At 69.1% G+C, this 23,623-nt stretch carries 23 protein-coding genes; 17 read left to right on the top strand and 6 right to left on the bottom strand.

Annotated elements, in window-relative coordinates; genetic code table 11:
- The first annotated feature begins 25 nt into the window (after positions 1-25).
- The 3 genes from ACTT2I_RS16915 to ACTT2I_RS16925 are packed head-to-tail and all read left to right on the top strand — an operon-like array spanning position 26 to position 3,773.
- A complete protein-coding gene (locus ACTT2I_RS16915) occupies positions 26-802 on the top strand; it encodes a DeoR family transcriptional regulator (RefSeq protein WP_088433514.1) in 777 nt (258 codons plus the stop codon).
- Positions 799-1,914, top strand: coding sequence for an N-acetylglucosamine-6-phosphate deacetylase (gene nagA / locus ACTT2I_RS16920; RefSeq protein ID WP_421098811.1), 1,116 nt, complete (start codon positions 799-801; stop codon positions 1,912-1,914). Before ACTT2I_RS16915 ends, nagA begins: the two co-directional genes overlap by 4 nt.
- 53 nt (positions 1,915-1,967) lie before the next feature.
- Positions 1,968-3,773, top strand: coding sequence for an MFS transporter (locus ACTT2I_RS16925; RefSeq protein ID WP_421098810.1), 1,806 nt, complete (start codon positions 1,968-1,970; stop codon positions 3,771-3,773).
- Positions 3,774-3,797: 24 nt separating this feature from the next.
- On the opposite strand, the gene ACTT2I_RS16930 is transcribed toward ACTT2I_RS16925, so the two are convergent.
- The 3 genes from ACTT2I_RS16930 to ACTT2I_RS16940 form a co-directional block, all read right to left on the bottom strand.
- Positions 3,798-4,298: a SecDF P1 head subdomain-containing protein gene (locus ACTT2I_RS16930; RefSeq protein ID WP_088433511.1), complete on the bottom strand. Its 501-nt coding sequence runs from the start codon at positions 4,296-4,298 to the stop codon at positions 3,798-3,800.
- 47 nt (positions 4,299-4,345) lie between these two features.
- Positions 4,346-4,906 carry an HdeD family acid-resistance protein gene (locus tag ACTT2I_RS16935; protein WP_088433510.1) on the bottom strand — a complete coding sequence of 187 codons (561 nt, stop codon included), beginning with the start codon at positions 4,904-4,906 and terminating at the stop codon, positions 4,346-4,348.
- A 72-nt stretch (positions 4,907-4,978) separates the two neighbouring features.
- Positions 4,979-5,692 carry a double zinc ribbon domain-containing protein gene (locus ACTT2I_RS16940; RefSeq protein WP_421098809.1) on the bottom strand — a complete coding sequence of 238 codons (714 nt, stop codon included), beginning with the start codon at positions 5,690-5,692 and terminating at the stop codon, positions 4,979-4,981.
- Between the two features lie 70 nt (positions 5,693-5,762).
- On the opposite strand from ACTT2I_RS16940, the gene bioB reads away from it, so the two are divergent.
- The 5 genes from bioB (at position 5,763) to bioC (ending at position 10,613) form a co-directional block, all read left to right on the top strand.
- Positions 5,763-6,797 carry a biotin synthase BioB gene (gene bioB, locus ACTT2I_RS16945; protein ID WP_421098808.1) on the top strand — a complete coding sequence of 345 codons (1,035 nt, stop codon included), beginning with the start codon at positions 5,763-5,765 and terminating at the stop codon, positions 6,795-6,797.
- Positions 6,798-6,859: 62 nt separating this feature from the next.
- Entirely contained in the window at positions 6,860-8,071 is a 1,212-nt protein-coding gene (bioF, locus tag ACTT2I_RS16950) for an 8-amino-7-oxononanoate synthase (protein ID WP_088433507.1), read from the top strand.
- Positions 8,072-8,087: 16 nt separating this feature from the next.
- Entirely contained in the window at positions 8,088-8,849 is a 762-nt protein-coding gene (gene bioH / locus ACTT2I_RS16955) for a pimeloyl-ACP methyl ester esterase BioH (protein ID WP_421098807.1), read from the top strand.
- Positions 8,850-8,908: 59 nt separating this feature from the next.
- Positions 8,909-9,691 carry an SDR family oxidoreductase gene (locus ACTT2I_RS16960; protein ID WP_293982522.1) on the top strand — a complete coding sequence of 261 codons (783 nt, stop codon included), beginning with the start codon at positions 8,909-8,911 and terminating at the stop codon, positions 9,689-9,691.
- A gap of 37 nt (positions 9,692-9,728) precedes the next feature.
- Positions 9,729-10,613 carry a malonyl-ACP O-methyltransferase BioC gene (gene bioC / locus ACTT2I_RS16965; protein WP_421098806.1) on the top strand — a complete coding sequence of 295 codons (885 nt, stop codon included), beginning with the start codon at positions 9,729-9,731 and terminating at the stop codon, positions 10,611-10,613.
- A 112-nt stretch (positions 10,614-10,725) separates the two neighbouring features.
- Here bioC and ACTT2I_RS16970 read toward each other — a convergent pair whose 3' ends face one another.
- The gene (locus ACTT2I_RS16970; protein WP_088433503.1) at positions 10,726-11,337 is read right to left on the bottom strand and encodes a YdcF family protein; all 612 of its coding nucleotides are present in this window, start codon (positions 11,335-11,337) and stop codon (positions 10,726-10,728) included.
- Entirely contained in the window at positions 11,322-12,281 is a 960-nt protein-coding gene (locus ACTT2I_RS16975; protein ID WP_421098805.1) for a pyridoxal-phosphate dependent enzyme, read from the bottom strand. The genes ACTT2I_RS16970 and ACTT2I_RS16975 overlap by 16 nt, the downstream gene beginning before the upstream one ends.
- Positions 12,282-12,429: 148 nt before the next feature.
- Between ACTT2I_RS16975 and ACTT2I_RS16980 the strand changes: the two genes are divergently transcribed.
- The 9 genes from ACTT2I_RS16980 to ACTT2I_RS17020 all read left to right on the top strand — a co-directional run bounded on the left by ACTT2I_RS16980 (position 12,430) and on the right by ACTT2I_RS17020 (position 23,070).
- A complete protein-coding gene (locus ACTT2I_RS16980) occupies positions 12,430-12,945 on the top strand; it encodes a hypothetical protein (protein WP_088433501.1) in 516 nt (171 codons plus the stop codon).
- A 490-nt stretch (positions 12,946-13,435) separates the two neighbouring features.
- Positions 13,436-15,325 carry a tRNA uridine-5-carboxymethylaminomethyl(34) synthesis enzyme MnmG gene (mnmG, locus tag ACTT2I_RS16985; RefSeq protein ID WP_421098804.1) on the top strand — a complete coding sequence of 630 codons (1,890 nt, stop codon included), beginning with the start codon at positions 13,436-13,438 and terminating at the stop codon, positions 15,323-15,325.
- 198 nt (positions 15,326-15,523) lie between these two features.
- The gene (locus ACTT2I_RS16990) at positions 15,524-16,054 is read left to right on the top strand and encodes a gamma carbonic anhydrase family protein (RefSeq protein ID WP_088433498.1); all 531 of its coding nucleotides are present in this window, start codon (positions 15,524-15,526) and stop codon (positions 16,052-16,054) included.
- Between the two features lie 153 nt (positions 16,055-16,207).
- Positions 16,208-16,897: an RDD family protein gene (locus tag ACTT2I_RS16995; protein ID WP_088433497.1), complete on the top strand. Its 690-nt coding sequence runs from the start codon at positions 16,208-16,210 to the stop codon at positions 16,895-16,897.
- A complete protein-coding gene (locus ACTT2I_RS17000) occupies positions 16,894-17,886 on the top strand; it encodes a stage II sporulation protein M (protein ID WP_443096732.1) in 993 nt (330 codons plus the stop codon). Before ACTT2I_RS16995 ends, ACTT2I_RS17000 begins: the two co-directional genes overlap by 4 nt.
- On the top strand, positions 17,876-19,549 hold the full coding sequence (locus tag ACTT2I_RS17005) for a DUF4129 domain-containing protein (RefSeq protein ID WP_421098802.1): 1,674 nt from the start codon (positions 17,876-17,878) through the stop codon (positions 19,547-19,549). The genes ACTT2I_RS17000 and ACTT2I_RS17005 overlap by 11 nt, the downstream gene beginning before the upstream one ends.
- On the top strand, positions 19,546-20,724 hold the full coding sequence (locus ACTT2I_RS17010; protein WP_421098801.1) for a DUF4350 domain-containing protein: 1,179 nt from the start codon (positions 19,546-19,548) through the stop codon (positions 20,722-20,724). The genes ACTT2I_RS17005 and ACTT2I_RS17010 overlap by 4 nt, the downstream gene beginning before the upstream one ends.
- Positions 20,721-21,740, top strand: a complete 1,020-nt coding sequence (locus tag ACTT2I_RS17015; RefSeq protein WP_421098800.1) for an AAA family ATPase — start codon at positions 20,721-20,723, stop codon at positions 21,738-21,740. Before ACTT2I_RS17010 ends, ACTT2I_RS17015 begins: the two co-directional genes overlap by 4 nt.
- 31 nt (positions 21,741-21,771) lie before the next feature.
- Positions 21,772-23,070, top strand: a complete 1,299-nt coding sequence (locus ACTT2I_RS17020) for a DUF58 domain-containing protein (RefSeq protein WP_421098799.1) — start codon at positions 21,772-21,774, stop codon at positions 23,068-23,070.
- Positions 23,071-23,094: 24 nt separating this feature from the next.
- Here the strand turns inward: ACTT2I_RS17020 and ACTT2I_RS17025 are convergent, their stop codons facing one another.
- A complete protein-coding gene (locus tag ACTT2I_RS17025) occupies positions 23,095-23,430 on the bottom strand; it encodes a hypothetical protein (protein WP_421098798.1) in 336 nt (111 codons plus the stop codon).
- Positions 23,431-23,623: the final 193 nt, after the last annotated feature.

The raw sequence follows: 23,623 nt of genomic DNA on the forward strand, positions 1-23,623 counted from the left end.
TTCCCTTTCGAACGGAATCGCCCCCATGCGAAACACCCGGCAGCGCCGCCAACAGATTCTCCAGACGCTGGTCGAGCACGGCAACGTGCAGGTCAGCGAGCTGGTGGAGCGCTTTGCGGTCTCGGCGGTCACCATCCGCGCCGACCTGAGCCACATCGAGTCGCAGGGGCTGGCCACGCGCACCCACGGGGGCGCCACGCTGGTGCGCACACCGCCGCAGGAACAGGACATCCACGAGAAGGATGCGTTGAACCTGCCGATGAAGGACCGCATCGGTATCGAGGCGGCCAAGCTGGTCAAAGCCGGCGACAACATCATCATCGACTCCGGCTCGACCACGATGACCCTGGCGCGGCACCTGCGCGGGCATCGCGATGTCACGGTGATGACCAACGGGCTCAACATCGCCTGGGAGCTGGCCAATGCGCCCGGCGTGGAGCTGCTGCTCACCGGCGGGCTGCTGCGCAAGCAGTCGCTGTCGCTGCATGGCAGCCAGGCCGAGGCCAGCCTCAACACCTACAGCTTCGACACCCTGTTCCTCGGCGTGGATGGCCTGGACCTGCAGTTCGGCCTGACCACCCACCACGAGGCCGAAGCCAGCCTCAACCACCGCATGGTCGAGCGCGCACGCCGCATCGTGGTGCTGACCGACGCCTCCAAGTTCGGCCGGGTCAGCCTGCACCGCATCGCAAGGCTCGACCAGGTCCATACCATCATCACCGACGCCAGCATCGAGGCCGAGTACCTGGAAGGCCTGCAGCGGCTGGGCGTCGAAGTGATCATCGCCGAGTCCCCGCCTTGACCGAGTCCCGCTCCCTGCACGGCCGCCTGCTCACCGACACCGGTTGGGTCCGCGGCGATCTCCATTTCAACCAGCGCATCACCGCCATCGACACCGCGCACGCCGACCCGCGCGGCGATGATGAGGTGCCGCTGATCCTGCCCGGCTTCATCGACCTGCATGTGCATGGCGGGGCCGGGGTGGACATCATGCAGGGCGGCATGACCGCGCAGACGGTGGCCCGCGCGCACGCCCGGCACGGCACCACCGCGCTGCTGGGCACCACCATGACCGCGCAGGAAGACGACATCACCCGCGCGCTTGAAGGCCTGGCCGCTGCGATCGCCACGCGCGGGGAAGGCATGGCGCGGGTGCTCGGCGTCCACCTGGAAGGCCCCTTCATCAGTGCGCAGCGCCTGGGCGCGCAGCCACCGCTGGTGGTCGAGGCGACGCTGGCCGACGTGCAGCGCCTGCATGCGATCGCCCCGATCAGGGTGCTCACCCTCGCCCCGGAGATCGGCCAGCACCTCGCGCTGATTCCCGCACTGAACGCGCTCGGCATCCGCGTGCAGCTTGGCCACAGCGCCGGCAGCTATGAAGACGGCGTGGCCGCACTGAACGCCGGTGCGGCCGGCTTCACGCACCTGTTCAACGGCATGACCGGCGTGGATCACTACCAACCCGGCATCGCCACCGCCGCGCTCGCGCATGCGCAGTACGCCGAACTCATTCCCGATCTGCAGCACGTGCATCCGGGCGCGATCCGCACCGCGCTGCGCGCGATTCCGCGCCTGTACTGCGTGACCGATGCGACCGCCGCCACCGGCATGCCCGATGGCGAGTACGCACTCGGCGTGCAGCGCGTGCACAAATGCCTGGGCTGCGTGCGGCTGTCGACCGGCTCGCTGGCCGGCAGTGCGCTGACCATGGACCAGGCGCTGCGCAATCTGGTCTCGCTCGGCCTGGACATCGCCGATGCCTCCAACCGGCTGTCGCGCTACCCGGCCGATTACCTCGGCATCGATGACCGCGGGCGCATCGCGACCGGTGCCTGGGCGGACCTGGTGGTGCTCGATCACGATCTGCGCGTGCGCGGCGTGGTGGTGGAAGGCGACGACATCGCGCTCGACTGAGCGTGGACTCCCGCGCCGCCATGGCGCATGCAGCAGCAGACAGGACCGGCACGATGAACGACGTTTCCGCAGCCATGCCCGTGCACGCCGGCGCCCCCACGCCGCGCTGGCCGGTACGCTATCTGTTGTTCATCGGCGGCATGGGCGGGCTGCTCTACGGCATCGACATCGGCATCATCGCCGGCGCCCTGCCCTATCTGGAGGCCACCGCCACCGCGAGCTGGCACCTGACCAGCCAGCAGTTGGGCTTCGTGGTCGCCGCGGTGCTGCTGGGCAGTGTGCTGTCCTCGCTGTTCGCCGGGATGGTCGCCGACCTGATCGGCCGCCGTGGCGCGATGCTGCTGGCCGGCGTGCTGTTCACCGCGAGCATTCCAGTCATGGCGCTGTCCGATGGCTATGGCGCGCTGTTGATGGGGCGCCTGCTGCAGGGCATCAGTGGCGGCCTGATCGGCGTGGTGGTGCCGCTCTATCTGGCCGAAGTGCTCAGCCCGGAACGACGTGGGCGTGGCGCGGCGATGTTCCAGCTGCTGCTGACCATCGGCCTGGTGTTGGCGGCCGTGATCGGGCTGTACCACGCGCATGCGGTGGATGCGGCCACCGCCGCGGTGCGCCACCTGCCGGGTGCCGAGCAGCAGCGCCTGCTGTTCGACATCAAGGATCACGCCTGGCGAACCATTTTCTGGAGCTGCCTGCTGCCCGGGCTGGTGTTCACCGGCGGCGTGCTGCTGATCAGTGAATCCCCCCGCTGGCTGGTCCGCCGTGGCCGCATCGACAAGGCCCGCCGTGCCCTGCAGCGTACCGTTGCCGCGGGCGAGGTGGAGCCGACCCTGCAGCGCATGCAGGCCCCCGAAGAAATGCAGATCGGCCGCAACGGCAAGCGCGACCCGCTGCTCAGCCGGCGCTATGTGTGGCCCTTCGTGCTGGCCTGCCTGGTGCTGGCCTTCACCCAGGCCACCGGCATCAACTCGGTGCTGGCTTACGCGGTCAACATCCTCAACCAGGCCGGCCTGCCTGGCTCGGTGGCCAATGGCGCCGATGTGGCGATCAAACTACTCAACGCGGTGATGACCGTGGTCGCGTTGCTGCTGGTGGACCGCAAAGGCCGCAAGTTCCTGCTGATGCTGGGCAGTGGCGGCATCACGCTGTCGCTGCTGGCCGCGGCGCTGCTGTTCGTGCAGAGCGAACGCGGGCGGCTGGATGTGCAGGCCGCGCTGCAGCAGCAGGTGAGCGGCACCCGCCTGTCGCTGCCGCTGGACGCCGCGCAATGGCAGCGCCTGGATGGCAACGCCGGCGCCGCACCCCAGCAGTTGACGGTGTCCTACGCCTACGGTGGCTTCAGCAACGTGCGCTCACTGCGCAGCGACAACCCGATCGACGCCACCCTGCAGATCCGCCGCGAAGATGCGGTCTCGGCCGACAGCGTGATCGGCCGTTTCTTCCGCACCCTGCACCTCAATCCCTTCCCGGACCCCGCCCAGGCCGCCAACGCGCCGCTGGTGATCGAACGCGCGGTGATCGGCCCGGTGCCCTCGCCCACCCACGGCTGGCTGGTCGCCGGCTGCATCCTGCTGTTCGTGGCGTTCTTCGCGGTGGGCCCTGGCGTGTGCGTGTGGCTGGCGCTGTCCGAGCTGATGCCCACCCGCATCCGCTCCAACGGCATGAGCATCGCGCTGTTGATCAACCAGTTCGTCTCCACCGTGATCGCCGCGATTTTCCTGCCCACGGTCGGCCACCATGGCTACGCCAGCATGTTCTTCTTCTGGGCCGGCTGCACGCTGCTGTACTTCCTCATTGCCGCGTTCTGGCTGCCGGAGACCAAGGGCAAATCGCTGGAGCAGATCGAGGCGCATTTCCGCTGAGGCGGGTTGCCGCTGGCGGGGCGTTCAAGGCGCCTTGCCGGTGATCTCCGTGTACAGCCGGTGCGCTTCCTCGGTGCTGTCCAACCCGGACACCTGCATGGACTGCGCGAAGGGGCCGGCGATGACGGCGACATTGAGGACCTGATCGCCGACGGTGAACGCCACACGCTTGGCGACGCGCGCCTCCGTCGCAGCGAGGATGCGCGGTGCCGCCGCATCGGTGAAGCGCAGGATCAGCGTCCCGTGTCCCGTGGTCGCGTCGCTGCCCAGGGCCACCGAGGCGATGTCGGCCGTGGTGATGAAGGCGGGCTCGATCAAGGGCAGCGCGTTGCCGTCGCGGTCCTTGAGCATGGTGACGCCGGCGCGTTTGGCATCCTCGGCCACCTCACGCATCTGGATGCGTGCCTGCGCCAGTGGTGCGATGCCCGCCGGGGAGTCACTCACCGTCGGTGCGGGAGGGGCTTGGGTGCAGGCGCTCAGTCCGGCACCCAGCATCATCGTCGCGATCAACAGACAGCCGCGCATACGTGTCTCTCCTTGTGTGGGGACACGAGTATCGCCGCTGCGCGTGCTCAGCGCAGGCGGCGGATGCGCCAGGCGACGGCGATCTGCAGCACGCCGTAGAGCAGGCTGCCGATACCGATCCACAGCGTGGTGACGGCAATGCCTGCCATCGGATTGGCCACCATCATCGCGCCGAGCACGATCGCCAGCACGCCGCTGAGGATCAGCAACCACTCGCCCTGGAGTTCCTTGCGCACCCGGATCGCAAACACGATGCGGTAGATGCCGGCGACGATCAGCCAGGCGGCGAGCAGCAGGATCAGCACGCTGGCCGTGGCCAGCGGGTTGAGCACGGCCAGCACGCCGAACACCAGCGAGGCCAGCGCGTAGACCAGCAGCCAACCGCGCGGCACGCCACTGCGGCCAAACAGCGCGAACAGGCTGATCAGGCCTTCCACCAGCGCCATCACGCCGAGCGCCCACGCCAGTGCGGTCGCGGCCGACAGCGGCCGTGCGATCGCGATCAGCCCGAACACGACGGCGACCACCCCATACAGCATCAACACCCACCAACTGCGGCCGATGGCGGTGAGAAGCGGCGAGGTGCGCGGATCCGGCGGCAGGTTCATGAGGCGTCCTTGGTGGGGGGGGTGACGCCCCGATGGTACGTCCTGATCCCGTGCAAGGCGCGGCAACGGTGCTCAGGGCACCCGTGCACAGACCCAGACCTGCATCGGGCCGGCGCCGGCGTACTGCAGCGCGCGCAAGGCGGCATCGGTGGTCGCCCCGGTCGTCATCACATCATCGACCACGGTCAGCCCGGCGGGCGGGTGGCCCCGTACCGTGAAGGCATCACGCAGATTGCAGCGCCGAGCATCCGCGTCCAGATTCGATTGCGCGGCGGTTGCGCGCGTGCGCTGCAGCCCGTTCCAGAGCGGGCAGCACAGCCCGCGTGCCAGTGGCTTGCTCAGTTCCAGCGCCTGGTTGTAACCCCGCTGGCGCAGCCGGCGGCGATGCAGGGGCATCGGCTGCAGCGGCCCGGCCAGGAATGTGGGCACACGCTGCAGCATCAGCTGCGAGAGCAACCGTCCGGCGGCCAGATCCTGGTGGAATTTGAATCGGATCAGCAGGCCGTCGATCGGTGGCGCATAGAGGAAGGCGGCACTGGCTGCCGCCTGGCGGGGATACTCGTCCACGCAGCGCTCGCAGTGATCGCCCTCTGGATCGCCGGGATCGGTTGCCGCCAAGGGCAGTGCGCAGCGACGGCAGGCGTGATCGTTCCATGGCAGCGCCTGGTGGCAGGCCCGGCATAGATCCATCCCGTCCTCGCCGGGGCACTCGCAGACCAGGCAGCGCAGCGGCAGGATCTGCCAGCCCAGCCAGCCGAGAGCACCGTAAACTTTAGATAAAATCATATGGTTGACAGATGGCGGCAGCCTCACCAGACTGCCGCCCTTTCGTTCCACTATCTGTCAGGACACTCCCATGGCTTCTGTCATCCGACACGACTGGCACCGCGAGGAGCTGCTGGCCCTGTTCGCGCTGCCCTTCCCGGCGCTGCTGCACCGCGCGGCCAGCGTGCACCGCGAGCAGTTCGATCCGGCGGAGGTCCAGATCTCGACCCTGCTCTCGGTCAAGACCGGCGGCTGCCCGGAAGACTGCGCTTACTGCCCGCAGGCGCAGCGCTACAGCACCGGGGTGGATGCACAGAAGCTGATGGCCACCGACGATGTCGTCGCCAAGGCGCGCCAGGCCAAGGCCGCCGGCGCTTCGCGGTTCTGCATGGGCGCGGCCTGGCGCTCGCCCAAGGACCGCGACATCCCCAAGGTGGCGGCGATGATCCGCGAGGTGAAGGCGCTCGGCCTGGAGACGTGCGCCACCCTGGGCATGCTCAGCGGCGCGCAGGCCACTGCCCTGCGCGAAGCCGGGCTGGACTATTACAACCACAACCTGGACACCGCGCCGGACTACTACGATTCGATCATCCACACGCGCCAGTACCAGGATCGCCTGGACACGCTGGGGCATGTCCGCGATGCCGGGCTGAAGACCTGCTGCGGTGGCATCGTCGGCATGGGCGAGACCCGCGAGCACCGTGCCGGCCTGCTGCTGGCGCTGGCGACCCTGCCTTCCCATCCGGACTCGGTGCCGATCAACCGGCTGGTACAGGTCGCCGGCACCCCGCTGCATGGCACCCCCGAGCTGGATCCGTTCGAGTTCGTGCGGATGATCGCAGTGGCCCGCATCGTCATGCCACGTTCGATGGTGCGGCTCTCGGCCGGGCGCGAGGCGATGAGCGACGAACTGCAGGCGCTGTGCTTCCTGGCCGGAGCCAACTCCATCTTCCATGGCGAAAAGCTGCTGACCACCGGTAACCCGGACACCGAACGCGACCTGGCCCTGTTCGAACGGCTGGGGCTGCGCCCGATGGCGGTCACGGTGGATGCCACCGGGCACGACCACCCGGGTACGGTCCATGCCGACATCACCGCCGGCGGCCCCTGCGGGCGCGCGGCCTGAGCCCCGAGCAGCGGGCCCGGCAACCGGGTACGCTAACGGCCCACCCGGACCCCCTGACGACCATGGCCCGTCCTGACCTGCACGACCGCATCCAGGCCCAGCGCAAGCTCCGCGACGCGCAGGGGCGCCTGCGGGTGCGCCGCGTGGTGAGCCGGCGCGATGGCGTGCAGCTGGAAGTGGACGGTCAATGGCTGACCAACTTCTGCAGCAATGACTATCTGGGTCTTTCCCAGCAGTTCGGCGTGGTCAGCGCACTGCAGGATGCCGCCGCGCGCGAAGGCGCCGGCGCGACCGCCTCGCACCTGATCTGCGGCCACCATGCCCTGCATGAAGCGCTGGAACAGGAAATGGCCGACTGGCTCGGTTATCCGCGGGCGCTGCTGTTCGGCAGTGGCTTTGCCGCCAACCTCGCCGTGCAACAGGCCCTGCTCAGCGAAGAAGACGATGTCTGCGTGCAGGACCGGCTCAACCACGCCAGCCTGCTGGATGCTTCGCGCCTGGCCGGTTGCCGCCTGCGGCGCTATCCGCATCTGGATACCGAAGGCGCGCTGCGCCAGCTCAAGCACGCGCCCAACGGCGCGGCGATGCTGGCCACCGATGGCGTCTTCAGTATGGACGGCGACATCGCGCCGCTGCGGTCGCTGTCGCTGGTGGCGCGCATGCAGGACGCGCTGTTGTACGTCGATGACGCGCACGGCATCGGCGTAGTCGGTGAACACGGCCGCGGCTGCGTGGCCGAGGCCGGCCTGGGCGTCAACGATGTGCCGCTGCAGCTGGCGACACTCGGCAAGGCGCTCGGCGGCAGCGGTGCGGTCGTGCTCGGCGACGAGGCGATGATCCAGCATCTGGCCGAAACCGCACGTCCCTACATCTATACCACCGCCGTGCCACCGGCCCAGGCCGCCGCCGCATTGGCCGCGGTGAAGCTGGCGCGCCGCGACGACTGGCGCCGCGAGAAGCTCACCGAACTGATCGGCATCTTCCGTACCGGCGCCCGCCAGCACGGCCTGGAACTGATGCCCTCCGATACCCCGATCCAACCGCTGCTGTGCGGCGCCGAATCCACCGTGCTGGCGCTGTCGGCCACGCTGGAAGCGGCCGGTTTCCTGGTCAGCGCGATCCGCCCGCCGACCGTCCCCGAGGGCAAGGCACGCCTGCGCGTGACCTTGTCCGCGCTGCATGCACCGGCCCAGGTCCACGCGCTGGTCGATGCGATCGCGCACGCCCGCGACACCGTCGCGCAGCAGCACGCGTTCAATGCCCTGACCGCGTGACGCTGCAGAGTTGAACATGCATATCGATATCATCGGCCAGGGACCGGCGCTGGTCCTGATCCACGGCTGGGCCCTGCATGGCGGCGTGTTCGCGCCGCTGGTGGAGCGCCTGTCCCCGCACGTGCAGCTGCACCTGGTGGATCTGCCCGGCCACGGCGCCAGCCGTGACGACACCACACCACTGCGGCTGCCCTATGTGGTCAACGCCATCGCCGCCGCCACGCCGCCGGCGGTCTGGTGCGGCTGGTCGCTCGGCGGCCTGTTCGCCCTGCATGCCGCCGCCACACTGCCGCAGGTTCGCGGCGTGGCGATGATCGCCGCCACGCCGCGTTTCGTGCGCGGTGACGATTGGCCGCACGCGGTGGAGCCGGCGGTGTTCGAGCAGTTCGGTAAGGATCTCGCGACGGACTACCGCGGCACGCTGGAGCGCTTTCTTGCGCTGGACGCGATGGGCTCCGAACACGCGCGGCAGGAACTGCGCACGCTGCGCGAAATGCTGGTCGCGCGCGGTGAGCCGGCCCCGCGCGCGTTGCAGGAAGGCCTGCGCCTGCTGGAGACCACCGACCTGCGCGGCGCCCTGGCCACCCTGGGCAAACCCAGCCTGTGGCTGGCCGGCCAGCGCGACCGGCTGGTCTCTGCGCGGGCCATGCAGGCCGCCGCCGCACTGGCGCCGGGCGCGCAGGCCCACGTGGTCGCCCACGGCGGGCACGCGCCCTTCCTGGGCCATACCGACGAGGTCGCCGCGCAGCTGCAACAGTTTGTTGCCGCGCTGTCTTGACCTGTTCCGGCCACGCATCGCCGATCATGTACGCCTGCCTTTTCCCACAGGACTGACCCATGGATCTTGGAATCGCCGGCCGCTGGGCCCTGGTCTGCGCCGCCAGCAAAGGCCTCGGGCTGGGCTGCGCACGCGCACTGGCGCGCGAAGGCGTCAACGTAGTGATCGCCGCGCGCGGTGAAGCAGCACTGGACCGCGCCGTGCTCGAACTGCAGGCCCTGCCGGGTGCGCGCAAGGTGATCGGGGTGGTCGCCGACGTCACCACCCCGGAAGGCCGCGCCGCGGCGTTGGCCGCATGCCCGCAGGTCGACATCCTGGTCAACAACGCCGGCGGGCCGCCGGCAGGCGATTTCCGCCAGTTCAGCCGCGAGGACTGGATCGCCGCGCTGGATGCCAACATGCTGGCCCCGATCGAGCTGATCCGCGCCACGGTCGATGGCATGATCGAGCGCGGCTTCGGCCGGGTGGTCAACATCACCTCCTCCTCGGTGAAGGCCCCGATCGACATCCTCGGGCTCTCCAACGGCGCGCGCTCGGGCCTGACCGGGTTCGTGGCCGGGCTGGCACGCAAGACCGTCGCCCACAACGTCACCCTCAACAATCTGCTGCCGGGCCAGTTCGATACCGATCGCCTGCGCGGCAACTTCGCCTACCTGGCACAGCAGCAGGGCATCGATGCCGGCCAGCTGGCCGAACGCAAACGCACGCATATTCCCGCCGGCCGCTTCGGTACCGCCGATGAGTTCGGCGCCGCCTGCGCGTTCCTGTGCAGCGCGCAGGCCGGCTACATCACCGGGCAGAACCTGCTGATCGATGGCGGCGCCTACCCGGGCACCTTCTGATTCCACCCGCACCACCGTTTTGAGCCATGAGTACCCCATGACGTCCAGCTTCGATCCGCATCACGTCCGCCGCGCCTTCTCGCGCGCCGCCAGCAGTTACGACGCCGCCGCCGCGCTGCAGCGCGAGGTGGAGAAGCGCCTGCTTGAATCGCTGGACTATCTGGAAAACCGCCAGCCGCAGGTGGTGCTCGATGTCGGCAGCGGCACCGGCCACGCCAGCGCGCTGATGAAGAAGCGCTGGCCGAAGGCGCAGGTGATCGCGCTGGATCTGGCCCAGCCGATGCTGCGCGAAGCGAAGAAGCAGGCGGGCTGGTGGAAGCCGTTCTCGCGCGTGTGCGGCGATGCGCAGGCGTTGCCGGTGCTGGACCAGAGCGTGGATGTGATCTTCAGCAACCTGTGCCTGCAGTGGGTGGAGGATCTTCCCGCGGTGTTCGCCGGGTTCCGCCGTGCGCTCAAGCCGGGCGGTCTGCTGCTGGTCTCCACGTTCGGGCCGGAGACGCTGATCGAACTGCGCGATGCGTTTGCCGCCGACGACGACGTACCCCATGTCAGCCGCTTCGCGCCAATCGCACAGTTCGGCGATGCGCTGATGATGTCCGGCTTCCGCGATCCGGTGCTGGACCGCGACCTGTTCACCCTGACCTACGACGACCTGACCGCGCTGATGCGCGAACTGCAGGCGATCGGCGCCACCAACGCGCGCCAGGACCGCCGCCACACGCTGACCGGGCGCGGGCGTTTCGATGCCGCGCGTGCGGCCTACGAGCCGCTGCGGCGCGAAGACGGCAAACTGCCCAGCAGCTGGGAAGTGATCTACGCACACGCGTGGGCACCGGAAGGCGGCGCACCGATCCGCGAGCGCGGGCACGATATCGCCACGGTGCCGGTGTCGGCGATTCCGATTCGCCGAAAAACGCCCTGAGCCGATCGCGCTGATCGAGGTGATCGCGCCGGCCGCGGTGATCACGGTGATCCCGTAGAGCCGACCGTTGGTCGGCTGGCCGCACGGCGGCCCGGCCGACCCACGGTCGGCGCTACGACGGGAACAGATCGCGATGGAAGAAGTAGATTTCCTGCGCCAGGAACCGCCAGCTGGTGTGGAAGCTGCGGAAGCGCGTGCTCGGCGTGGACGAGGCCAGCGCATCGATGCCCAGTTCGCGGCACAGGCGCAGCGCGCGCGCCATGTGCAGCGGGTCGCTGACGATGATCACGCGGTGCAGCTTGCGCTGTTCCATCAGGCGCCGCGCCTCGATCAGGTTCTGCCGCGTGGTGCGGGAGGCGGTCTCGATCAGGATCGCGTCATCGGGCACGCCCTGCTTGAGCGCATAGCGGCGCGCCACCTGCGATTCGGAAAAACGCGCACCGGTGCCGCCGTAGCCACCGGTGAAGATCAGCAGCGGCGCATAGCCCTGCTGGTAGAGATCCAGCCCATGGCGGATGCGCTCTTCGAACACGGGTGACGGCTTGGCGTCATACGCCGCCGCGCCGAGCACGATGATCGCATCGGCCTTCTGCGCCTGGTCGCGCTCGCCGATCCAGACGATCCACGCCGTGACCCCGAGCAGCCACACGGCCAGCACGACGCACAGCCGCCACAGCCACCCGAAGAAGCCCACCCGTGTGCGTCGGCTCATGCCGCGCCCCACGGCAGAGCATCCAGATCGACGTTGCCGCCGGACAGCACCACGCCGACCCGTTTGCCGGCGAAGCGTGCCGGTTCGGCGAGGATCGCCGCCAGCGCAATCGCCGAGGACGGTTCCACCACCTGCTTGAGCACCTGCCAGATCAGCCGCATGGCGGCGATGGTGGCGTCATCGGCGACGGTGATGACCTCGGCCGCGCCTTGCAGCAGCGCGAAGTTGGGCGCGCCCAGCGTCCCGCGCAGGCCATCGCAGACGGTGTCAGGGGTGAAATCGATGCGGCGCTCGCCAGCCGCCAGCGAGCGTGCGGTATCGGCCGCGCCCAGCGGCTCGGCCAGGAGCAGCTCCACCGCCGGGTTGGCCACCTGCAGTGCCAGCCGCGTGCCCGCCGCCAGGCCACCACCGCCGACCGGCACCACCATCATGTCCAGCCCGTCGCTGGCCTGCAGCAGCTCCAGCGCGGCCGTGCCCTGGCCGGCGATGACGCAGGGGTCGGTATAGGGATGGACCAGGGTCGCCCCGGTTTCGGCCTGGACCTGGGCGCACATCGCCTCGCGCGCGGCGATCGAGGCATCGCAGCGCCACAGCGTGGCCCCATGGCGGCCGATGTTGGCCAGTTTTGCCGCCACCGCGCCCTCGGGCACGACCACGTGGCAGGCGATCCCGCGGGTACGTGCGGCCAGCGCCAACGCGGCGCCATGGTTGCCCGACGAGTGGGTGACCACCCCGCGCCGGGCCTGCGCATCGTCCAGCGCCCACACGGCATTGCAGGCACCGCGGAACTTGAAGGCGCCGCTGCGCTGCAGATGTTCGGCCTTGAAGACCATGGTGGCACCGGTCATCGCATCCAGCGTGCGCGAGCGCAGCACCGGAGTGACACAGGCGTGCGCGGCAATGCGCGCCGCCGCCGCCAGCACGTCGTCAACACAGGGCAAGGGTGAATCGCTCATGACGCAAGATTAACGTATGCCCCCCGTCCACATCCGCCTTGATGAACGTGTCAGCATGGCAACCATTCATTCGGATCGGGCCGAGTTAAGGGCTGATTCAATGCCCTGGGCTGAAGCTGGCCCTACAGCCCTTTGGGGGGACCCCATCATGAAAATGCGCCTTGTTCTTGCCGGTGGCCTGTTGTTGGCCCTGTCCGGCTGCGCGACGTACGACTATGTCGGCGGTGGCGGCGGCAATGGCTACTACCACGGCGCACCTTCGGTCGAGTACCGCTACCCGGCCGGGTATCCCTACGGGTACGGCAGCGGCTATTACGGTGGTGGCTATTACGGTTACGGCGGTGGCTACGGCTATCCGGTGTATCGCCCGTACCCGAACTATCGCCCGCCGCACAATCATCGCCCGCCGCCGCGCCCCGGCAATGGCAACGGGGGCCAGCCGACCCGTCCGCCGGATCGCCCGCGGCCGAACAACGGCGGCTCGCCGTGGCGGAACATGGATTCGGTCGGTGGACCGCGCCGGCCACAGCAGCAGCAACAGCAGCGTCCGTCGCCGCCGCCGCAGGCACGCCCGGCCCAGGCCCCGCGTCCGTCGGCGCCGAGGATGAACGGTTCCCCGTGGCGGAATCTCAACAATGCGAACCAACGCACAGTTGAGCCCTGAGATGGCTTGATTTTCACGCGCCCGGCGGTTCACTCTAGCCGGGCGGTGACAGCCACGGTCACAAAGTGCCAAAAGCGACAAGTGGCGTCACATCCGGCTCTATGTCGATATCCGCCAGGAACATCTGGATCCCCCCTGTTCCGGCCCTGTCGGATGTCGGCACCTTAAATGCAGAAGGCCCCGCTACTGGCGGGGCCTTCTGTTTTCCGGGTACGCAACCGGCCGCTGCGGCCATAAAAACAGGGCCGGCAGTCCCCCGACTGCCGGCCCCTCTGCTTCCCCACGATGCGCTTGAACCGGCCCCTGTTCCAATTCCGGTCCGTTACGCACAAGGCGCATGCCATCCTGGGTGCTATTGGGTTATCTGCAGAAAACGTGCCAACTTGAGGGCGGATTTCATGGCCCCCGACGAATGGCGCTAAAATCGCCACCCGCGCCCTGCCTGCAGGGCTGATCCGGGCCGCCCGGCCCCGTCCCGAGCTCCTCCGCCATGACTGACTCCTTCTACCGCTACGACGTGATCGTCATCGGCGGCGGCCACGCCGGCACCGAGGCCGCGCTGGCGGCCGCACGCAGCGGTGCGCGCACCCTGCTGCTGACCCACAACGTCGAGACCATCGGCGCGATGAGCTGCAACCCGGCCATCGGCGGGATCGGCAAGGGCCATCTGGTCAAGGAGATCGATGCCCTGGGCGGCGCGATGGCGCATGCGGCCGACCGCGCCGGCATCCAGTGGCGCACCCTCAACGCCTCCAAGGGCCCGGCCGTGCGCGCCACCCGCTGCCAGGCCGACCGCAATCTCTACCGGATGGCGATCCGCCAGATCGTCGAGGCCCAGCCCAACCTCACCGTGTTCCAGGCGGCCGTCGATGATCTGGTCATCGAAGGCGATGCCGTACGCGGGGCGATCACCCAGACCGGCCTGCGCTTCAGCGCGGCCGCCGTGGTGCTGACCGCCGGCACCTTCCTGGCCGGCAAGATCCACGTCGGTGAGACCCAGTACGCCGCCGGCCGCATGGGCGACCCGCCGGCGACCACGCTGGCCGCGCGCCTGCGCGAGCGCCCGTTCGTGATCGATCGCCTGAAGACCGGCACGCCGCCGCGCATCGACGGCCGCTCGCTGGACTACCGCCTGATGGAAGAACAGCCCGGTGACGACCCGCGCCCGGTGATGTCCTTCCTGGGCAGCGCGGCCGAGCATCCGGCGCAGGTCAGCTGCTGGATCACCCACACCAGCGAGCGCACCCACGAGATCATCCGCAACGCGCTGCACCGCTCGCCGCTGTACAGCGGCCAGATCGAGGGCATCGGCCCGCGCTACTGCCCCTCCATCGAGGACAAGGTGGTGCGCTTCGCCGAGAAGGCCAGCCACCAGATCTTCGTCGAGCCCGAAGGGCTGGACGTGGTCGAGATCTATCCCAACGGCATCTCCACCTCGCTGCCGTTCGATGTGCAGCTGGCGCTGGTCCGCAGCATGCGTGGCTTCGAGAACGCGCACATCACCCGCCCGGGCTATGCGATCGAATACGACTTCTTCGATCCGCGCGGACTGAAGAACACGCTGGAGACCAAGACCGTCAGCGGCCTGTTCTTCGCCGGCCAGATCAACGGCACCACCGGCTATGAAGAAGCCGCCGCGCAGGGCCTGCTGGCCGGCCTCAATGCCGCGCGTTTCACCCGCGAGGAGGCTGGCTGGTGCCCGCGCCGCGACGAAGCGTATCTGGGCGTACTGGTCGACGACCTGATCACCCACGGCACCAACGAGCCGTACCGCATGTTCACCAGCCGCGCCGAATACCGGCTGCAGCTGCGCGAGGACAACGCCGACGTGCGCCTGACCGGCGTCGGCCGCGAGTTGGGCCTGGTCGATGATCGCCGCTGGGCGGCATTCCAGACCAAGCAGGACGCCGTGGCACAGGAAACCGCGCGCCTGCGTGCGCTGTGGGCGACGCCGGGCAATGCGCTCGGCCGCGAGGTGGAGGCCACGCTGGGGGTGACGCTCAGCCGCGAAACCAACGTGCTGGACCTGATCAAGCGCCCGGAACTGGACTACGCCACACTCATGCAGGTGCCGTCGCTCGGCCCGGCCGTGGCCGATGCCAAGGTCGCCGAACAGGTCGAGATCGGCGTGAAGTACGCCGGCTACCTGGACCGCCAGCGCGACGAGATCGAGCGCCAGCAGCGTCACGAGAACACCGCCATCGCCGCCGATTTCGATTACGCCGGCGTGCGCGGCCTCTCCGCGGAAGTGCAGCAGAAGCTCGAGCGCGTGCGGCCGCAGACCATCGGCCAGGCCCAGCGCATCCCCGGCATGACCCCGGCGGCGATCTCGCTGCTGCTGGTGCACCTGGAACGCGCGCGCCGCATCCGCGCCGCGTAACACGGCACATCGCCGGTAGAGCCGACCGTGGTCGGCTGCACAGCATCGGCCGGGACATTCCGGGCAGCCGACCAACGGTCGGCTCTACCGGCGGTGGTGTAAGGCCATCAACGGGCGGCGGGCGCAGCCGCGTTATCATCGGGGGCCGGGACAACGCTGCAGGCGACGTCCCAGCCCCTGCGTTGCCGGAGTTTGCGCATGTCCCCGATCCGCCCCTTCCTCGACAAGCTGCCCGTGCTCGGCGAGCGCGTCTACATCGATCCGGCATGCACGATCATCGGTGATGTGGTGCTGGGCGATGACGTCTCGGTATGGCCGGGCACGGTGATCCGCGGCGATGTGAACCACGTGCGGATCGGTGCGCGCAGCAACATCCAGGACGGCACCATCATTCACGTCAGCCACCACAGTCCGTTCAACAAGGGCGGCTACCCGACGATCATCGGTGAGGGCGTCACGGTCGGCCACGGCACCATCATCCATGCCTGCACGATCGGCGATTACTGCCTGATCGGCATGGGTGCGTGCATCCTCGATGGCGCGCAGGTGAGCACGCACGGCTTCCTCGGTGCCGGCGCGGTGCTTGGCCCGGGCAAGGTGGTCGGCGAAGGCGAACTGTGGCTCGGCAATCCGGCACGGCTGGCGCGCACGCTCAGCGACAAGGAGATCGAGTCGCTGCATTACTCAGCCGATCACTACGTACGCCTGAAAGACCAGTATCGGGGTTGATTGCGGCCACCCCGCTGGGCATCGGGATCGGTGCGCGGTAAAGTCCTCAGCCGACCAGGAAGCAGTCGAGAACCGCATGCCCCCGCTGGCAGACCGGAGAGGAATCCGGCGTCCCCGGTGGCCTTTCGTACGATCCACCGTGATGCGCCGCCGATGAGCGCGCCCATGCTGGATACCTACCGGGAGGTCATCACCCCCGAAGGCGTGCCCCTGCACCTGCCGGTCGCCGGTCCGTTGCCGCGTGCGCTGGCCTGGGCGATCGACTTCGTGATCCGGGTCGGCGCATTGATGATGCTGAGCATTCCGCTGGCCTTCCTCGGCGGGTTCGGCCAGGGGCTCTACCTGGGCCTGATGTTCCTGCTGATGTGGGCCTACACCATCGTCCAGGAAGCCTGCTGGGGCCGCACCCTGGGCAAGCGCGCGATGGGCCTGCGCGTGGTCGCGCGCGATGGCGGCCCGATCGGCTGGATGAGCGCGATCACCCGCAACCTGCTGCGCACCGTGGACATGCTGCCGTTCGGCTATGCGTTGGGGCTGCTGTCGAGCCTGTTCGATGCGCATGGCCGCCGCCTCGGTGATCTGGTCGCCGGGACCGTGGTGATCCACCAGAGCGCGGCGCCGCTGGGCGGCACGGTGCCGGTCGGCAGCGTGCTCGCCCCCCCGCAACCGCTGCAGCCGGCCGAACAGGCCGCCGTGGTCGCCTTCGCCGAACGCGCGCCGCGGTTGTCGGGCCCACGCCAGCAGGAACTGGCCGATATCGCCGCGCCACTGACCGGCAGTCACGGGCAGGTCGGCGTGCTGCGCCTGTATGCGATGGCCAACTGGCTGCTGGGGCGGCGATGAGACAGGAACAATTCGTTGCCCGCTACCAGGCCGAGTGGCAAGCGCTGGAGCAGTGGCTGGCCCAGCGCGGTGAGCACCCGCGGCAGGCGCGCCGGCAACCAGTCCATGACGGCCTGGACGATGGCGACTTCCCGCAACGCTACCGCCGCCTGTGCCAGCAGCTCGCGCTGGCACGCCGGCGTGGTTACAGCCCACAGCTGGTGGCGCGACTGCAGCAGCTGATGCAGCAGGGCCACACCCTGCTCTACCGCACCCCGCGCCCGCAGTGGCAGCGCGCGCTTGCCTTCCTGTTCGCCGATTTCCCGCAACTGGTGCGCAGCCAGGCGCGCAGCATGTGGGTGGCCGCCGCCTTGTTCGCGGTGCCGCTGGTGGGCAGTTTCGCGCTGATCCTGTGGCGCCCCGAGCTGATCCACCTGCTGATGGACAACGCGCGGATCGCCGAATTCGAACGCATGTACGATCCGGCCTCGCCGAACCTGGGCCGCGACAGCGGCACCAACTGGTCGATGTTCGGCTACTACATCATGAACAACATCAGCATCGGCCTGCGCACGTTCGCCTTCGGGCTGATCGCCGGTGTCGGCACCGTGTTTGTGATGCTGTTCAACGGCGTCGGCATCGGATCGGTCGCCGGGCATCTGCAGCACATCGGCCACGGCGATCCATTCTGGCGCTTCGTGGCCGGCCACGGTGCCTTCGAGCTGACGGCGATCGTGATCGCCGGCGGCGCCGGCCTGCAGCTGGGCATGAAACTGCTCGCACCCGGTCGCCGGCGGCGCATCGATGCGCTGGTCGAGGGCGGTGTGATCGGCGCCAAGCTGTGCGTGGGCGTCGCCGCGATGCTGCTGGTCGCCGCCTTCATCGAAGCGTTCTGGTCCTCGATCGCCGCGGTTCCGGCCTGGGGCAAATACAGCGTGGCGGCCGTGCTGTGGACCACCGTGTTCGTGTGGTTGTGGCGTGGCGGACGCGGAGCGGCCGATGCAGATTGATCGGCTCAACGTCGTCCTGCGCGCGCGCTCGGGCTGGGAAGCCATGGAACTGGGCATGGCCCTGGTGCGCCGGCATGCGGCGGCGATCTGGGCGCCGTGGGTCATCGTGTCGCTGCCGGTGTTCGTGCTGCTCAACGCGCTGGCCTGGTGGACCGACAGTTTCGGCTGGGCGTGGTTGGCGATGTGGTGGCTCAAGCCGTTGTTCGAACGCATCGCGTTGTATGTGATCTCACGCGGGGTGTTCGGCGATGTATCGACGACCACGCAGACACTGCGCGCGCAGCGCACGTGGGGCTGGCAGGGCTTCTGGGGCTATCTGGGCTGGCGGCGCCTGAGTCCGCTGCGCTCGGTGCTGCTGCCGGTGAATCTGCTCGAAGGCACCGACGCTGCACAGCGTCGCCAACGCCGCCGCGCCATCGCCGGTGGCGCGATGGGCTACGCCGTCCTGTTGACGATGCTGTGCATGATCTTCGAGGTCGTGCTGGTGGTCGGCGGTATCGCGGCGGTGTTCCTGTTCATTCCGGTAGACCTGCTGTCCGAGTCCTGGCGCGCGGCGTGGGAGCTGGCCAAGCAGGACATGCCGGCGTGGATGCAGCTGGGCGTGAACCTGCTGTTCTGGGCGGCGGCCACGTTGATCGGTCCGTTCCATGTCGGTGCCGGCTTCGGCCTGTATCTGGACCGCCGCACGCAGATGGAAGCATGGGACCTGGAGATCGCCTTCCGCCGCCTGCGGGCCCGGCTGCAGCAGGCCGCGCCGTTGCTGGTGCTGGCCCTGGTGCTGATCTGGCCGGGAGCGGGGCTGCACGCCCAACAGGCCCCAGCGCATCCGAACAGCAAGGGTGCGCTGCCGACGACGGCCGAGGACGCACCGTCGCCGGCGGAAGACGCCGATGCGGTGTCGGACGGGGACGCGGACCGCGGCGAAGACGATGAAACCAATGACCCGCCGCGGACGTACGACAACGATCCAGACAACACGCCCACGGTCATCTTTGGCACTGACGCGGTGGATACGGCCGGCTTCCGCCAGGCCGTGCAGCGCGCATATGAAGACCCGCTGCAGAGCCCGACCCGCGAGGTCACCGAGTGGAAGCGCACGGATAGCGAGGCGGCCGAGGCCGAGAAGGCGAAGCGCGAGGCCGCCGCCAAGGGATCCGGGCAACGCGGTAACAAGGGCCCATTGCTGCCGGCACAGATCGCCGAATGGACGCTGTGGGCTGCGGTCGGGGTGCTGGTGTTGCTGCTGCTGGCCACCGCGCCCCGCTGGCTGCCGTGGCTGCGCGGCTCCGGCCGACGCCGTCAGGCACAGGCTGCGGCGGTCGTGGAAGAGCCGATCCGGATACCGGATGTGGCGCCCCCCGATCCCGCCGCGCGTGCACGTGCCTTGTGGCAGGAGGGCCGCCCGCGCCAGGCGCTGGCCCTGCTGTATCGCGCCAGCGTGGAATCGATGAGCGAGCGCGCCGGGGTCACTCTGCCTCCGGGTGCCACTGAAGCGCAGTGCCTGCGTGCCTCGCGGCGGATGCCGGTCGAGGCCGACCGCAGCCTATTCGCACGCATCGTGCGGGTCTGGCAGTACGCCGCGTATGCCGGCCGGTTGCCGGCCGATGATGACTTCCAGGCGCTGGCCACGACCCTGCAGCGCCAGTTCGGGTGGCGCGCATGAGCACCCGCCTGCGCTGGCTGCTGGTTGGTATCGTGCTGCTGGTGATCGGGGTGCCATTGGCGATCCTGTTCCTGCGCACGCACGAGCGGGTGACCCAGGTCGAGCGGCTGCCGCCGCAGGGCGAAGCCAGCTACAACCCGCTGTACGTGCTCGGTCAGGCGCTGCGCGCGGACGGACTCACCGTGCAGTCGCGGCCGCGCCTGGACCTGACCCGGATGCCGCTGGCGCCGGGCGATACCGTGGTGCTGCTGCAGGACAGCGCGGAAGTGCCGGCACCGGCCGTCGCCGCACTGTTGGCCTGGGTGGAGCGTGGCGGGCACCTGATCGTGCGCACGCCACCGGTCGGCAAGGATACCGCACGCAGCGGCCCGCTGCTGGACGCGCTCGGCGTGGACAGCGGAGACCACGGGAGCTATTGCCAGCCCCTTCACGTGCGCGATGACCCGCAGCATGTCGAATTCTGCAGCGGACGCCGCTTCGCGGTGGAACCGCCTGCGGCCGTGACGGTCGAACGCGAATGGGGCAACGCGGCCAATCTGGTCTTCGCCCGCCTGCGCCACGGCCAGGGCCGTATCGATGTGCTGGCCGACATGGCCTTCATGCACGGCAAGGGCCGGCCCAACCCGACCGTCCCGCCGAACGCGCCCAACGCCATCGTCGACGGGCTGCACGACAAGGCGCATCGCGACCTGACCCGCTACGTGCTGGCGCCCAACTATGGCAAGGGCACGATGTGGCTGGTCTACGCCTCGCGTCCGCCTTCGCTGTGGAACCGCGTGTTCTATCTCGGCTGGCCGGTGTGGGTGCCGTTGCTGCTGGCATTGCTCGGCTGGCTCTGGCAGCGCGCGCAGCGCCTGGGCAGCGAACTGCCCTCCCCCGCCGCGGAACGCCGTTCGCTGCTGGAACACATCCGCGCCAGCGGCGAACACCTGCTGCGCTTTGGCAAGGCACCGCTGCTGTACGACGCGGTCCGGCGTGCGTTCCTGGCGCGCCTGCGGCGGCGTTCGCCGAGTGCGGCCGCGCTGACCGGCGAGGCCCGGGTGCACGCGGTCGCCACCTTGCTGCAGTGGTCGCACGAGCGCGTGCAGACCGCCTTGACCCCACCCGCTTCCCACGACGTCGCCGGCCTGCGCGACCGCATCCGCCTGCTGATCCAGATGAGAAACCTGCTATGACCGAGCCGACGCTTCCGCCGCCGTTGTCCCCTCCTGCCGTGACGCCCTCGCCGTCGCCATCGCCATCGCCGTTGTCCGAGCGCGTCGATGCCGTGCGCGAGGCGGTAGGCCGCGCGTTCATCGGCCAGCCCGAGGTGCTGGATCAGATCCTGATCGCACTGCTGGCCGGTGGCCACGTGCTGATCGAAGGCGTGCCCGGGCTGGGCAAGACCCTGCTGGTGCGTGCGCTCGCCCAGGCGCTGGAGCTGGACTACGGCCGCGTGCAGTTCACCCCGGACCTGATGCCCAGCGACGTCAGCGGCCATGCGGTGTACGACCCGAAGACCGAGAGCTTCAAGATCCGTCGCGGCCCGGTGTTCACCAACCTGCTGCTCGCCGATGAAATCAACCGTGCCCCGGCCAAGACCCAGTCGGCCCTGCTGGAAGTGATGCAGGAAGGCCAGGTGACCATCGAGGGCAAGGCGTTCGCACTGACCCCGCCGTTCCTCACCCTGGCTACGCAGAACCCGGTCGAACAGGAAGGCACCTATCCGCTGCCCGAAGCGCAGCTGGACCGCTTCCTGCTCAAGGTGCTGATCGACTACCCGGCGCTGGAGGACGAGAAGCGCATGGTGGATGCCATCACCACCGGCCGCAGCGCCGCGGACTTCGATCTTTCACAGGTGCCACGCGTGCTCAGCGGGGCGGAAGTGGTCGCGCTGCAGCAGGCGACCGTGGCGATCACGGTCGATCCGGAAGTGATCGACTACGCAGTGCGGATCGTCGCCGCCACGCGGCAGTGGCCGGGCATCGCGCTCGGTGCCGGCCCGCGCGGCAGCATCGCGCTGGTGCGTGCGGCGCGTGCGCAGGCGGTGCTGTCCGGCCGTGATTTCGTCACCCCCGATGACGTGCGTGATATCGCCAAACCGGCGCTGCGCCACCGCATCGCGCTGGCACCGGAGCTGCAGATCGAAGGACAGAGCGCCGACGATGCACTCACCGCGCTGCTGGCCAAGGTGGACGCACCGCGCAAATGAGCGGGCACGTCCCCCATCGTGAGCGGACGGCATGAGGCCGGCCGCACTGCTGCTGGCACTGCTGGCCGGCTGGGGCCTGCTCGGCGTGCCGGTGGTCATCGGCCTCTGGCCTCAGGGAGTCTGGTGGGCGACCGGTGCCGGCGTGGGCCTGATCGCACTGGTGGACCTGCTGCGCCTGCGCCACCAGCCCTCGCCCAGCGTGCACCGCGAACTGCCGGAGTCGCTCGCGCTGAACGTGGAGCGTGAGGCCACGCTGCGCCTGGAATCGAGTCGGCACCAGCGCGTGGAGGTGTTTGATCTGGTGCCCGGTGGCTGGAGCCTGCAGGGCCTGCCGCGTGCGCTGGCGCTCAAGCCGATGGTGACCAGCAGTGTGGCGTACCGGTTGACCCCGACCGCGCGTGGCCGCTTCGTGTTCGACGGCGTGCACCTGCGCGTGCACAGCGCCTGGCGGCTGTGGCATCAGCGGCGGCAGCTGGCGCCGGCGATGACGGTGCGCGTCTACCCCAACTTCGCACCGCTGACCCGCTTTGCGCTGTTCAGTGCCGAACAGGCCTCGCGTCTGGTCGGCGCGCACCTCAAGCGCCGCCGCGGCGAAGGCACCGATTTCCACCAGATGCGCGAGTACCGCGTCGGCGACAGCCTGCGCCAGATCGACTGGAAGGCCACCGCGCGGGCACGCAAGCTGGTGTCGCGCGAGTACCAGGACGAGAAGAACCAGCAGCTGGTGCTGATGATCGATACCGGCCGGCGCATGATGGCCAGCGAAGGTGGGCTGTCGCACTTCGACCACGTGCTCAATGCGGCGCTGGTGGTGTCCTACCTCGCGCTGCGCCAGGGCGACGGCGTGGGCCTGTTCGCGGCCGGCGGTGAAAGCCGCTGGGTCGCGCCGAAACGCGGCATGGGCACCATCGATACCCTGCTGCGCGCCAGCTACGACCTGCAGGCGCAGCCGGTCGCCACCGACTATCTCGCCGCGGCCACCGAGCTCTCGCTGCGCCAGCGCCGGCGTTCGCTGGTGATGCTGGTCACCAACGTGCGCGATGAGGACATCGAAGATCTGCTCGCCGCGGTGCGCCTGCTGCAGCGCCAGCACCTGGTGTGCGTGGCCAGCCTGCGCGAACGCGCACTGGATGATGCGCTGGCCCAGCCGGTGGAGACGCTGCAGGATGCCACCCAGGCCGGCGCGATCGCCCGTTACCTGCAGCAGCGCAGCGATGCCCATGACGCGCTGCGCAGCCATCGGGTGATGGTGCTGGACGTCACCGCCGAAGCGCTGCCCGGCGCGCTGGTGGAGCGCTATCTGGCGGTCAAGCGGGATGGGTTGCTGTAACGCGTACCGACCAGCGGTCGGCACCTACCCGATGGCGGAGGCCTTGGCGATCAGGCGGGCGGTCGCCTTCTGCAGCAGCACACGGTTGCGTGCCAGTTTCATCCACTGCGGCAGGCGCGAGAACATCGACCTATTGGCGATACCGGTGCTCTCTCGCAGCGGCGCAGCAGCGTAGTCGTGCAGTGCCTGCAGATGCGCTGCGTTGTAGGCCCACAGCAGGCCGGCGGCGGTCTTCTCGATCAACAGCAGCGACATGCCGAAATGCGGATCGACCGCTTCGGTGCCGCGGACCTGCGCCACGCTGACGGTGACCTCGTTGCTACGCCCACAGTGGCCGCAGTTCGCCGCAAGGGATTTCAAGGGCGGCGAGGCCACCTTGCGTGTCGCTGCGACACTGACCCACCGATGGCCACAGTAACCACAAGGACGCCGGCCGCTGTAACTCACCGGCCCTACCCAGTCGCCAGGCCCACAGCGGCTGCAACCGCAGCCGCCGTCCAGCGCAACGCTGCAGTTGAGGCACCGAAAGCTGGCGGCGTTCTCGCGTCTGAGC

The sequence above is a fragment of the Stenotrophomonas sp. PUT21 genome (genome assembly GCF_052232875.1).
GTDB classification, from domain to species: domain Bacteria; phylum Pseudomonadota; class Gammaproteobacteria; order Xanthomonadales; family Xanthomonadaceae; genus Stenotrophomonas; species Stenotrophomonas maltophilia_N.